The organism is uncultured Winogradskyella sp. (assembly GCF_947496485.1).
Lineage (GTDB): Bacteria > Bacteroidota > Bacteroidia > Flavobacteriales > Flavobacteriaceae > Winogradskyella.
In genome coordinates this window covers 659320-672691 of sequence record NZ_CANMCZ010000001.1, presented here as the reverse complement: position 1 = coordinate 672691, position 13372 = coordinate 659320, and the positions used below count along the sequence as shown (strand labels likewise).

General features: G+C 33.5%; 13 protein-coding genes. 8 read left to right on the top strand and 5 right to left on the bottom strand.

What is annotated here, in order from left to right:
- Positions 1–6: 6 nt before the first annotated feature.
- Positions 7–516 carry a C40 family peptidase gene (locus Q0822_RS02825; protein ID WP_299119881.1) on the bottom strand — a complete coding sequence of 170 codons (510 nt, stop codon included), beginning with the start codon at positions 514–516 and terminating at the stop codon, positions 7–9.
- Positions 517–599: 83 nt separating this feature from the next.
- Here Q0822_RS02825 and Q0822_RS02820 point away from each other — a divergent pair, with 83 nt between their 5' ends.
- On the top strand, positions 600–938 hold the full coding sequence (locus tag Q0822_RS02820; protein WP_299119878.1) for a hypothetical protein: 339 nt from the start codon (positions 600–602) through the stop codon (positions 936–938).
- Here the strand turns inward: Q0822_RS02820 and lpxB are convergent.
- Positions 935–2044, bottom strand: coding sequence for a lipid-A-disaccharide synthase (gene lpxB / locus Q0822_RS02815; RefSeq protein WP_299119875.1), 1110 nt, complete (start codon positions 2042–2044; stop codon positions 935–937). The two genes, Q0822_RS02820 and lpxB, sit on opposite strands and share 4 nt — an antisense overlap.
- The gene (gene surE, locus Q0822_RS02810) at positions 2045–2827 is read right to left on the bottom strand and encodes a 5'/3'-nucleotidase SurE (RefSeq protein ID WP_299119874.1); all 783 of its coding nucleotides are present in this window, start codon (positions 2825–2827) and stop codon (positions 2045–2047) included.
- Between the two features lie 257 nt (positions 2828–3084).
- Between surE and Q0822_RS02805 the strand changes: the two genes are divergently transcribed.
- Both Q0822_RS02805 and Q0822_RS02800 read left to right on the top strand, forming a co-directional pair.
- Positions 3085–5262, top strand: a complete 2178-nt coding sequence (locus Q0822_RS02805) for a carboxy terminal-processing peptidase (protein WP_299119872.1) — start codon at positions 3085–3087, stop codon at positions 5260–5262.
- 8 nt (positions 5263–5270) lie between these two features.
- Entirely contained in the window at positions 5271–6365 is a 1095-nt protein-coding gene (locus Q0822_RS02800) for an ABC transporter permease (RefSeq protein ID WP_299119869.1), read from the top strand.
- Positions 6366–6370: 5 nt separating this feature from the next.
- Here Q0822_RS02800 and yihA read toward each other — a convergent pair whose 3' ends face one another.
- Complete coding sequence (gene yihA / locus Q0822_RS02795; RefSeq protein ID WP_299119867.1) at positions 6371–6985, bottom strand: ribosome biogenesis GTP-binding protein YihA/YsxC; 615 nt, start codon at positions 6983–6985, stop codon at positions 6371–6373.
- Between the two features lie 72 nt (positions 6986–7057).
- A complete protein-coding gene (locus Q0822_RS02790; RefSeq protein WP_299119864.1) occupies positions 7058–7822 on the bottom strand; it encodes an alpha/beta hydrolase in 765 nt (254 codons plus the stop codon).
- 297 nt (positions 7823–8119) lie between these two features.
- On the opposite strand from Q0822_RS02790, the gene mraZ reads away from it, so the two are divergent.
- The 5 genes from mraZ (at position 8120) to Q0822_RS02765 (ending at position 13350) form a co-directional block, all read left to right on the top strand.
- Positions 8120–8590, top strand: a complete 471-nt coding sequence (mraZ, locus tag Q0822_RS02785) for a division/cell wall cluster transcriptional repressor MraZ (RefSeq protein ID WP_299119861.1) — start codon at positions 8120–8122, stop codon at positions 8588–8590.
- Positions 8577–9473: a 16S rRNA (cytosine(1402)-N(4))-methyltransferase RsmH gene (gene rsmH / locus Q0822_RS02780; RefSeq protein WP_299119859.1), complete on the top strand. Its 897-nt coding sequence runs from the start codon at positions 8577–8579 to the stop codon at positions 9471–9473. Before mraZ ends, rsmH begins: the two co-directional genes overlap by 14 nt.
- A complete protein-coding gene (locus Q0822_RS02775) occupies positions 9470–9787 on the top strand; it encodes an FtsL-like putative cell division protein (protein ID WP_299119856.1) in 318 nt (105 codons plus the stop codon). The genes rsmH and Q0822_RS02775 overlap by 4 nt, the downstream gene beginning before the upstream one ends.
- 141 nt (positions 9788–9928) lie before the next feature.
- On the top strand, positions 9929–11890 hold the full coding sequence (locus tag Q0822_RS02770) for a penicillin-binding protein (protein ID WP_299122244.1): 1962 nt from the start codon (positions 9929–9931) through the stop codon (positions 11888–11890).
- Complete coding sequence (locus Q0822_RS02765) at positions 11887–13350, top strand: UDP-N-acetylmuramoyl-L-alanyl-D-glutamate--2,6-diaminopimelate ligase (RefSeq protein WP_299119854.1); 1464 nt, start codon at positions 11887–11889, stop codon at positions 13348–13350. Before Q0822_RS02770 ends, Q0822_RS02765 begins: the two co-directional genes overlap by 4 nt.
- Positions 13351–13372 lie beyond the last annotated feature (22 nt).

Below are 13372 nucleotides of genomic sequence, written 5' to 3'. Positions count from 1 at the left end.
TAAGAATTACAATACACGCCGTGCCTGTACAAAAGCAAAATACCAATATTTTTCTGCTAAAGAGGATATCGTAACTCCTTTGCTTGAAGATGCATGGATAAATTCTACATTTCCGGTTCTTACATTGGTTACAATGCCAACATGGTTAACGTTTCGGTTGTTCTTTTTAGTAGCAAAAAACAGTAAATCACCAACATTAACTTCTTTAACGTCTATCCAATCTCCTGTACTTTTAAGTCCAGAAGTTGTTCTTGGTAAGCTGATATCATGTTCCTTAAAACTTGTGTAGATTAAACCAGAGCAGTCCATACCACGTTTTGTGGTGCCACCATACTTATAACGTGTGCCTTCAAATTTTTTAGCAAACTTTACAATGGTTTCTGCTTCCTCAGTAGGTTTTGCAGTTGTGTTAACTTTTACAGTATGACTTTGTTTTTTCTTGTTGGTATAGTTTTTTTTTGATTTGCAACTAAACACTAAGAAAACTAATAATATAAAAGGGAGTAATCGCTTCATTGAGGTATTTTGATAGATAGAATTTCTTACAATGTCGAAAATAATAAAAAAGATGAGGACTTTTTTTATAAATTTATACACTTATGAACATAGTTTTACTTTATTCGGACTTAGATAATTTTATAGTTATTTGTATAGCGGGAACAACAGCATTGATGTTTCTTTTAAATTGGTTTAAGGATAACTTGAAATCAAGAACGTCTTCAACTGATTCAATTCAGGATGATAATTTCAAACAAAGGTTAGATAACTATACTTTAAATTTTGAAAGTCATGAATTCGCTGTTAAGCCATTTGGAGCTAAAGCAAAAATCACTTCTCTCTTAATTTCTTTAATAATTGTAGTTATACCTCTACATGAATTTATTGAAATATTAAGACCTAAAGAGTTATTTTTAGGATGGACATGTTTGCCTTATTAATTAAGAGCGTTGTAAATCAATTCTGCCGCTTTATCACTAGCACCTCTGCCACCAAGTTTCTTTTCCAATTCGTAATAATCTAAAAATAATTGCTCGCGCTTATCAGACTTTAAAATAGCAGCTAATTCTTTCTTTAAACGTTTTTTGTTTAAATCTCCTTGAATCAATTCGGTAACCACTTCGCGATCCATTATTAAATTCACTAACGAAATATATTTCAAAGTAATAATACGTTTTGCGATTTGGTAAGAAATAGCATTAGCTTTATAGCAGACGACTTGTGGTACTTTAAACAAAGCAGTCTCTAAAGTTGCGGTGCCAGAAGTCACTAAAGCAGCAGTTGATATACTCAACAAATCATACGTTTTATTAGAGATAAAATTGACATTATCTTGCTTTATGAAACTCTGGTAAAAACTGAAATCCTGACTCGGAGCTCCTGCAATAACAAATTGATAATCTTTAAAATCATTAACTAGACTCAACATTACTCCGAGCATTTTTGTGATTTCTTGTTTTCTACTACCTGGTAATAATGCGATTATAGGTTTGTTGCTAAGATTATGTTCTTTTCTAAACATTTCCACTTCTATTTGTGGCCTGTTGGCAATGGCATCAATTAGTGGATGACCAACAAAATGAACATCATAATTATATGTCTTGTAGAACTCCTTTTCAAAGGGAAGAATGACATACATCGCATCAATATCGCGTTTTATTTTCTCTACTCTTCCTGCTCTAGATGCCCAAACTTGTGGGGAAATATAATAATGCGTCTCAAAATCTTTTGCTTTCGCCCATTTTGCGATGCGAAGATTAAATCCTGAATTATCAATAAAAATAATAACATCAGGTTGAAAACTCTCAATATCAGTTTTACAAAACTTTATGTGTTTGGTAATTTTTCTGAGGTTAAAAATAACTTCAGCAAAACCCATAAATTGACGTTCTTTATAATGCATTACTAACTCACCACCAACAGCTTGCATAAGATCTCCACCCCAAAATCTAATATCGGCTTGTTCGTCTTGTTTTAACAAGGCTTTCATTAGGTTAGAACCATGCAAATCACCCGAAGCTTCGCCAGCAATGATGTAATACTTCATTTATTTCAGAGTCTTTTTTAAATTCCAAGTATTCAAGCTTTGTATAGCATGATGAGCCGTCATATCAAATTGAACAGGAACAACGGATACATAACCATGTTCTAAAGCCCATTCGTCAGTATCTTCACCATTATCAAGATTCACGAATTTTCCTGCTAACCAATAGTAATCGCGCCCCATTGGGTTGGTACGTTTATCGAATTTTTCTTCCCAATTTGCACGAGCTTGTCTGCATATTTTTATGCCTTTTATAGCATGTTTTTCGAGTTTAGGTAGATTAACATTAAGTACAACACCTTCTGGCATGCCATTTTCAATAGCATTTCTGGTAATGGTTTCAATAAAGGGTTTGCAATGCTCAAAATTGGCATTCCAATTATAATCTAGTAATGAAAACCCAATGGCAGGAATTCCTTCTATTCCAGCTTCTAATGCAGCACTCATAGTACCAGAGTAAATAACATTTATTGAGGAATTTGATCCATGATTTATTCCAGAGACACAGATGTCTGGTCGTCTATCTAATATTTCTCTCACGGCCAATTTTACACAGTCAGCAGGTGTGCCTGAGCAACTATATTCAGGTTGTTTACCGTCAATATCAACTTTTTCGATATAAAGAGTAGAATTTACTGTTATGGCATGTCCCATACCACTTTGTGGACTGTCTGGCGCAACAACGACAACATCTCCAATAGTATTCATGACCGAAATTAAGGTTCTAATTCCTGGAGCGGTGATACCATCATCATTGGTAACTAAAATTAATGGACGTTTAGACATCTAATAAAAATTGAATTTATGAGGTAAAAATACTAAAAAAGCGTGCGTTTCATCGATTATATGACCTTTAACAAAAAATTAGTGCCTCGATTTTTTATGGCACGGTTTTTTCTGCTATTTTAGTGAAAAATTGAAAAGCCTACTTAATACGAATTAAATTAATAGAAATGAATAACGCCAAATCTTACTTCTGAAAGTATAGAATGTAATTTATGGCAACACATTTTTACCGAACAAATCAATAAAACAAAAGAAAAATGAAAGGGAATTATAAGTTTTTACTACTTGCATTGTTAATAGCATTTGCCTCTTGCAGTTTTACGAGCAAAAAGTTCGATAATCCAGATAAAGATAAGTTGTTAATTCAGTTGATTACCTATCTTTTAGATCAGGGACATTTTGACCCACAAGAAATAAATGATGATTTTTCAGCCAATGTTTTTGAAGAGTACTTAAATAATTTAGACCCTTTTAAGCGTTATTTTTATGCTTCGGATATCAAAGAATTTGAAGTTTATAAAACCAAATTAGATGACCAAATTAAAGGTTACGATGTGTCTTTCTTCAATCTGACGCACGATCGTTTATTGCAACGTATAGCCGAGTCAAAGAAGATTTATACTAATATTTTAGAAAAACCATTTGATTTCTCTAAGAATGAAGAATATTCAGCAGACTATGAAAATTTAGAATTTGTCAATGATAAACGAGAAATGAAAGAGCGTTGGAGACAACAACTCAAGTTTTCTACCATTGCCAATTATGATGATGCAATTGCCCAACGCGATTTAAATTTAGAATCGAACAATCTCCCAGAAAGCGTTTTTTCTAATGAAAACGAGAAACCAAAATCTAAGGTTAAAAAATCTTTAAAAAACATTGAAGCAGAAGCTAGAGAAGCGACAAAAAAATCACTTGATGAGCTTTATGATTATATTGATGATAGGCGTCGTACTGATTGGTTTTCGGTATATGTAAATGCGATAGTCGAAGAATTTGACCCTCATACGTTTTATTTTGCACCAGAAGATAAAGAGCGTTTTGATAGAGACATGTCTGGAAATTTTGAAGGGATTGGCGCGCGTTTACAAAAGAAGATGGATGGTATCATGGTTAATGAAATAATTAGTGGTGGCCCAGCATGGAGAGCCAATGAATTAGAAGTTGGTGACCAAATACTAAAAGTGAGACAAGAGGATGAAAAAGAAGCTTTAAACGTAGTTGGAATGCGTCTAGACGATGCTATTAAATTTATTAAAGGACCAAAAGGCACAGTAGTTACATTAACACTTAAGAAAGTTGATGGCACTGTTCAGGATATATCTATTACTAGAGATATTGTAGAGTTGGAAGAGACTTACGCAAAATCATCTACTGTAGAAAAAGACGGAAAAACTTATGGATTGATTAACCTGCCGAAATTCTACATTAATTTTGAGGATTACAATAAGCGAAATGCGGCATCCGATATTAAGCAAGAAATAATACGTCTTAAAGAACAAGGTGTTGAAGGACTTGTACTAGATCTAAGAAACAACGGAGGTGGGTCTTTACAAACCGTTGTAGATATTGCTGGTCTATTCATTGAAGAAGGACCTATTGTCCAAGTTAAAACTACTGGAGAAGCAAAAGAAGTGCTTAGAGATAAAGATAAGTCAATTGTATGGGATGGTCCATTAGTAATTTTAGTAAACGAATTATCTGCTTCAGCGTCAGAAATTTTAGCTGCAGCGATGCAAGATTATAAAAGAGGAATTGTTATAGGAAGTAAGCAAACTTATGGTAAAGGTACAGTTCAAACTGTATTCGACTTAAATCGTATGGTAAGGAATAACACCAACGGAGATATGGGAGCATTGAAGTTTACTACTCAGAAGTTTTACAGAATTAATGGCGGTTCTACTCAGTTAGAAGGTGTTAAGAGCGATGTTATTGTTCCAGATCGCTATAGCTATATAAATATTGGTGAAAAAGATCAGGAAAACCCATTGCCTTGGGATAAAATTGATGCGGCAGATTATAGCGTATGGGAAAACTATTTCGATTACGATACTACAATAAGTAAGAGTAAAGAAAGAATGGCAGCTAATGAACAATTAAAGCTTATTGATGCCAATGCAAAGTGGGTTAAGAAAATAAGAGACAGAGAGGTTTATTCGTTAAACTACAGTGATTATAAGAAAGAAATGGAGTTAAATGAAGAAGAAGCAAAACGTTTTGAAAAGCTTTCTGAATACAAGACGAACCTGACTTTTAATTCTCTACCATATGAGATAAAATTAATGGAAGAAGATTCAGTCTTGCAAGAAAAACGAAGACGTTGGCATTTAGCTTTAGCAAAAGACGTATATATTGAAGAGGCTTTAAACGTACTTAATGATTTAAAGATGACCTATGCTATAAAAAACAAAGTGGCAAATTCAGTGAAGAATTAAAATTATAAATGGGAAACCAAAATAATTCACTTTCAAGATTAGCGCTTCAAAAGTTTAAAAAAAACTTTTGGGGCGTTTTTAGTTTGGGGGTTATTCTTTGTATTGGTTTGATTTCAACCTTCGCATATCTATTTGCGCCGGATGCTTCAAAGAATGCCAATCAGATGCATCTTTCTATTCATTCTAAGTCACCAGGTTTTGAAGCACAAATGCTTACCATTCCTTCCGGAATCGAATCTGACCAAAATTTCCTTTCTAAGTTATTCTTTGGAAAAAATAATACTGACACCGAAATTCCTATTCAATCTTACTCTGTAAACGGAAATGTGCTTACTTATACAGAATATGCTTCAGATGGTTTACAAGGCATAGAAAAGCAAATTGACCTCACTAGATTTCCTGATAATGATTATAGAAGTTATATTGAGAATAGAAGCTTCATTTTTGGTACAGATAAATACGGAAGAGATTATTTAAGCCGAATTTTGATTGGTTCTCGTATCTCTTTTTTTATTGGTTTCGTTGCTGTTTTTATTTCTTTAGTTATTGGTCTATTAATGGGAAGCATAGCTGGTTATTATAGTGGTAAAGTTGATGCTTTTATTATGTGGATTATTAATATTACATGGTCAATCCCGACATTATTGTTGGTAATTGCCATTACTTTAGCTTTAGGTAAAGGTTTTTGGCAAGTCTTTATTGCTGTGGGATTAACGATGTGGGTAGAAGTTGCTAGAGTTGTTAGAGGGCAAATTATTAGTGCCAAAGAAATGCAGTATGTAACCGCTGCAAAAGCATTGGGTTACAATGATTATAGAATTATTACCAAACATATTTTGCCTAATATATTCGGACCATTAATTGTAATTTCAGCTGCTAATTTTGCAGCGGCAATTTTAATTGAAAGTGGGCTTAGCTTTTTAGGTATTGGTGCTCAACCACCAATGGCAAGTTGGGGAGCAATGATAAAAGACCATTATAATTATATTATTTTAGGAAAACCTTATTTAGCATTGATTCCTGGAATTTGTATTATGCTTTTAGTAATGGCATTTATGTTAGTAGGGAATGCGTTAAGGGATGCTTTAGATGTTAAAACTTAATAGGTTTATTCAGCTCTGAGTTGCTCAATTTCTTCATTGGTATTTGCAATAAACTCTAGTAGCTCTTCTTTACCAATGTGTTTAGAAGATGAGGTTACGAAATATTGTGGAACTTCTTCCCAAGTTTTTAATAACTCTTCACAATAATCATTGACATTACGCTCAATAACTAATGGTTTTAATTTATCGGCTTTAGTAAATACAATACCAAATGGGATTCCGCTTTCCCCTAGATATTGCATAAATTCTAAATCGATTAGTTGAGGTTTGTGCCTAATATCTACTAAAACAAAAGCACTAACCAATTGTTGACGTTTTTCAAAATAATTAGTAATGAACTTCTGAAATTTCTTTTTTGATGTTTTTGAAACACGAGCATACCCATAACCAGGTAAATCCACTAAATACCAACTATCATTAATTATGAAGTGATTAATTAGTTGTGTCTTACCAGGTCTTCCAGAAGTCTTAGCTAGACTTTTTCTGTCTGTAAGCATGTTTATCAAAGACGATTTGCCAACATTACTTCTTCCAATAAAGGCATATTCGGGCAAGTCGTTCTCAGGACATTTTGCTACTTCAGAGTTGCTTATTACAAATTCAGCTGATTTTATTTTCATATTCATTTCCCACAAAAGCGAGAACCTATTTTAATTCAACGATAAGATAAAATGGTTTTTGGATGTCAACCTTTAGAATTCTCTTTTTTCTAACCAACCATTCAAAATGGTATTAAACTCTTCAGGATGTTCCATCATAGCAGCATGACCGCATTTATCAATCCAATGTAATTCAGAATCTGGTAATAAATCATGAAATTCCTCTGCAACTTCTGGAGGAGTTACATTATCATTTTTACCCCAAATAATACATACTGGAGTTTTCATTTTTGGTAAATCCTTCGCCATATTATGTCTAATGGCGCTTTTAGCAATAGCTAATGTCTTCACAAGTTTATTTCTGTCGTTTACAGTTTCGTAAACTTCATCTACAATTTCTTTGGTAGCAACAGCGGGATCGTAAAAAACGTCTTGCGCTTTTTTCTTTATCACTTCGTAATCACTTCGCTTAGTGTAGCCACCTCCCATGGCACTTTCGTAGAGTCCTGAACTTCCTGTGATTATAAGTGCCTTAACTTTTTCTGGGTATAATTTTGTGTGGTATAACCCTATGTGACCACCTAAAGAATTTCCTAATAAAATAACCTTATCTAAACCTTTAAATTCTATAAAGTCTTTTAAATAATTTGCAAAGCTTTTTACATTGGTTTTAAGCAAAGACATGGTATAAATTGGCAGCTCAGGTATGATTACTTTATAGCCATTGGAGCCGAAGTGATTTGTAACGGCATCGAAATTACTGAGTCCACCCATTAATCCATGTAACACAATAATTGGTGTGCCTTCTCCAACTTCAATATATCTATAATCCTTTTCTTTTTTTAAAAGGTGTGCCATGTATGCATTAGTGCTTAAGTGTTAAAAACAAATATAACTAAATCCTTTAGAATATAAATATAATGCAGAAAATATCAATTTTTTTCAAGTATCAAGGTTGTAAACATTCTTCAGAAAACTTCCCACTTTAACGTTTTCTACTTTATCAATGATTATTGTTGAGTTTACTCTGTATTAAAATCATTCAAATTAAAAGTTGAATTAAAACTTATTAACAAAAGTGGGATAATGTGGTAAAATGTGGTGTTTTTTTCAATATATTTGAATCTTAATCGTTAAAGTGGGAAACCGAATCGTTTGAATTCATTTATAGGAACATACGAATGTAAAGCTGATGTCAAAGGAAGACTTATGATTCCTGCTGTTTTAAAAAAACAGTTGGCTGCTGCATTGCAAGATGGTTTTGTATTGAAGCGTTCTGTGTTTCAACCATGTTTAGAGTTGTATCCTATGTCAGAGTGGAATACAATGATGCAAAAAGTGAATAAACTCAACCGTTTTAAGAAAAAAAATAACGATTTCATCAGACGATTTACTGCTGGTGTTAAAATAGTTGAAGTTGATAGTGCTGGTCGTTTGCTTATTCCAAAAGATCTTATAAGTTTTTCGGGTATTACAAAGCAAGTCGTGCTGGCTTCTGCAGTGAATATTATTGAAGTTTGGGATAAAGACAAATACGAACAAGCTATTGACGATGCTGCGTTAGATTTCGCTGATTTGGCTGAAGAAGTAATGGGACAAGAGGATGATGCAAATGGAATATCATAATGCAGTATTGCTGAAAGAAACTGTGGATGGTTTAGATATAAAACCAGATGGTGTTTATGTTGATGTCACATTTGGTGGAGGTGGTCATAGTAGAGAAATTTTATCAAGACTAGGTTCTAAAGGAAAGCTTTATGCTTTCGATCAAGATAAAGACGCATTAGCCAATACAATTGAAGATGATCGGTTTGTTCTCATTAATGAGAATTTCAGGTATATAAGAAGGTTCTTAAGGTTTTATGGAGTTAAAAAAGTAGATGGAATTTTAGCTGATTTTGGTGTGTCGTCTCATCAGTTCGATGTTGCAGAGAGAGGCTTTTCCACACGTTTTGAAGCAGATTTAGATATGCGAATGAATCAAGATAGCAAGTTATCTGCTTATGAGGTCGTAAATGATTATTCCGAAGAACAAATAAGAGCTGTGCTTTTTCAATATGGTGAACTGAGACAGGCGCCAGCAATGGCAAGAACCATTGTAGCAGAAAGAGTTAAAGGTGAAATAAAAACAAGTGAACAGTTAAAAACTGTGTTAAGACCGTTTTTAAATCATAAGAAAGAGAATAAGGTATTAGCTCAAATATATCAAGCGATTAGAATTGAGGTAAATCAAGAAATTGAAGCTTTAAAGGAATTGTTGTTGCAAACACCAGAAATATTGAAAGAAGATGGCAGGTTAAGTTTTATATCCTACCATTCATTGGAAGATAGATTAGTAAAGCGCTTTATAAGAAATGGGTTATTTGAAGGAGAACCAGAGCGCGATGTATTTGGAAATTTTGAAGTGCCATTAAAAAAAGTTGGTGGGTTGATAGTCCCATCGCATTCAGAAATTAAAATGAACAATAGAGCGAGAAGCGCGAAGCTTCGAATTGCTAAAAAAGCATGAAAAAAAACATTTACAGCATATTACGTGGGAAGTTTCTAATCAGTGATGATTCGTTTAAAAATTGGCGCATCATCATTTTTATTTCAGTCTTGGCGATCATAATGATTGCGAGCTCACATAGTGCTGATAAGAAAGTTTACGAAATAGCAAGGCTGACCAATGAGGTTAAAGAATTGCGCTCAGCATTCGTAGATAAAAGAGGAAAGCTTATGCGACTTAAAAAAGAATCTTTTGTTGAGGCGGAAATGAAAAAAAAAGACATTGAGATTTCTTTAAATCCACCAACGAAAATAATAGTGAAAACCTCAAAGTAGGGATTAATATAAAATAAGATAAGGTTTTAAAGGCCGTAATAACATTTAAATCTCGTTTATCGAGTAAAACAACAATAAGATTAAGCTTTGGCAACAACAGAAACTAACATATTAAACAGATTGTACTTTGTCGCCGGCTGTATGTTTGTCTTTGCCTTAGCTGTAGTTTTTAAATTGTGTAGTATTCAGTTTATTCAAGGAGAACAGTATAGAGCTCTTGCTGAAAAACATACAACAAAAGATTTCCCAATACCTGCTAATCGTGGTAATGTGTATTCTGCTGATGGGAGTTTGTTAGCGACTTCAATTCCTAAATATGATATTAGAATTGATGCTATTCAGGCGAAAGACGCTGTGTTTGAAAAGTATATTGGAGCTTTAGCGGATTCACTTCATGTTTATAAGGGAAAGCCAAAATCGTATTATGTAAATGTAATTCGTAAAGCTCGCGAAAATGAAAACAGGTACTTCCTCTTAGCACGAAATATCAGTTACTCAGACTACATAAGAATGCGCAATTTTCCTTTGCTGAATCTTGGTGCAATTAAAGGTGGGCTTATTGTAGAGCAAACCACAAGAAGAGAGCATCCTATGGGTGAAATTGCTGCACGTTCAATAGGTTATGAGCGTATAGATGAAAATAACTATGCTACAAGAGTAGGAATTGATGGAGCATTTGGTGAGAAATATTTAAAAGGTGTTAATGGAAAGCGATTAAAACAAAGAATAGGAAACGGACAATGGAAGCCTATAGCAGATTTTGATCAAATAGAGCCAAAAGATGGGTATGATATTTACACTACAATAGATGTTAACATTCAAGACATAGCGCATCACTCATTACTTGCTCAATTAGAAAAATATAAAGCAGATCATGGTTGTGTGGTAGTAATGGAAGTAAAGACAGGTGAAATTAGGGCAATTTCTAACTTAGGAAGAAATAAGAATGGTCATTATTATGAACGCTTAAATTATGCTGTGGGTGAAAGCCATGAACCAGGTTCAACATTCAAATTAATGGCATTAACTGCAGCTTTAGAAGACAAAGTTATTGATACAAGTGATGTTGTAGATACAGAAAAAGGAATATTAACTTTTTATGGTAATAAAGTTAAGGATTCAAAAACTGGTGGATATGGAAAAATATCTGTTTCAGAAGCATTTGAGGTATCCTCGAATACAGGTGTGGTAAAAGCTATTGATAACGCCTACAGAAATAAACCTAGTAAATTCATTGACAGGCTGTATGCTATGAATTTGAATGATAGTCTAGACTTGCCAATAATTGGTGAGCCAAGTCCAATAATTCCTGATCCAAGAATTAAAAATGGTAGATGGAGTGGTATTGCATTGCAATGGATGGCTTATGGTTATGGAGTATCATTTACACCATTACAGACTTTAGCATTTTATAATGCTATTGCTAATGATGGGGAAATGGTAAAACCTCGATTTTTGAGAGAAGTTAAAGAATATGACAGGGTTATAGTTCCATTTGAAAAAGAAGTTATAAATCCAAAAATCTGTTCTAGGGAAACTGTAAAAAAAGTACAGCAGTTATTAAAGAATGTTGTTGAAAAAAGCCATGGAACCGGTCATAAGCTATATTCTGAAAACTTTTCAATGGCAGGAAAAACAGGGACTTGTCAAAAAGACTATGTAGATAAAGATAAGCTCAATTACATATCATCTTTTGCTGGTTTCTTTCCTGCAGACAATCCTAAATATTCTTGTATTGTGGTTATACACGAACCAGATAAAAGTGTGGGTTATTATGGTGCCGATGTTTCAGGTCCTGTGTTTAAAAGAATTGCTCAAAAAATTTATACAGATACACCAATTATAGATGAAGTTGAGACACTAAACTTCAACAATAGTTTAGTTAATAAGGATTTTGAAAATTATTTCGAAAATGCTAGAAAATATAAGGAATTAATGCCGAGTGTTGTTGGTATGCCCGCGATGGATGCTATTGCACTATTAGAAAATCTTCAGGTTAATGTGAAGGTAAAACTAAATGGCAGTGGGATAATTAGAAAACAATCTGTAGATAAACATCAAAAATTACAAGCTAACCAAACTATTGTTTTAGACGCATCATGATGATACTAAAGGACATATTGTATAAGGTTACTATTAATGCTGTAGTTGGAAGTACAAGCATTACTGTCAATAAGATTGAATTCGATTCACGTCAAATAAAAACTAATGATGTATTTGTTGCTATTTCGGGAACAGTTACTGACGGTCATAACTACATAGAAAAGGCTACTATGGATGGTGCGATTGCTATTATTTGCGAGAGACTTCCAGAAAATCTTGAAGATGGTGTTACTTATATAGAAGTTGCAAATTCTAACCAAGCAATGGCGTATATGGCTGCAAACTTTTTTGAGCATCCATCAGAGAATTTGAAATTAGTTGGTGTTACAGGTACAAATGGTAAGACAACAGTTTCTAGTTTATTATATCAACTTTTTAAAAAGGCTGGTTTCAAGGTTGGTTTGCTTTCCACTGTAAAAATAATGGTAGATAACACCACATATAAAGCAACGCATACCACTCCAGATTCATTGGTCATCAATAAGTATTTGCAAATGATGAATGATGAAGGTGTCGAATTCTGCTTTATGGAAGTGAGTTCTCATGGGATTCATCAGAGTAGAACTGAAGGATTACATTTTGCAGGAGGGATTTTTACAAACTTATCTCACGATCACTTAGATTATCACAAAACCTTTGCAGAATACAGAGACGTGAAAAAAAAGTTTTTCGATCAGTTGCCAAAAGAGGCATTTGCATTGTCTAATATGGACGATAAAAATGGTTTGGTAATGCTTCAAAACACACAAGCCAAAAAATATACATACGCTTTAAAAAACTATGCAGATTATAGAGCACAGATTCTAGAAAATGAGCTTAGTGGTTTATTGTTGAAACTGAATGAAAGTGAATTATGGACACGATTAATAGGAAGTTTTAATGCGTATAATATTCTGGCAATCTACGGAACGGCGGAATTATTAGGCTTAGATAAAGTTGAAATTCTAAGACTAATAAGCGAGCTCGAAAATGTGTCTGGGCGTTTTCAATATTTCATATCAGAAGATAAAATCACTGCAATTGTTGATTATGCACATACACCAGATGCGTTAAAGAATGTTTTAGAAACTATAAATAGTATTCGTACTAAAAATGAAGAGTTGATTACCGTCGTTGGTTGTGGTGGTGATAGAGATAAAACCAAGCGACCAAAAATGGCGCACATTGCTTCAGCTTTAAGCACAAAAGTAATTTTTACAAGCGATAATCCAAGAAGCGAGGTTCCTGAAACTATTATTGACGATATGGAAAAGGGGGTAGAACCTCAGAATTATAAAAAAACATTATCAATTACAGATAGAAAACAAGCTATAAAAACAGCTTGTCAAATGGCAGGTGCAAAGGATATAATTCTAATAGCAGGAAAAGGTCATGAAACCTATCAAGAAATTAAAGGAGAACGCTTTGATTTTGACGATTACAAAATAGTACAAGAATTTTTGAAACAATTACAGAAATAAAGAATAAAAGGCTAATGCTTCG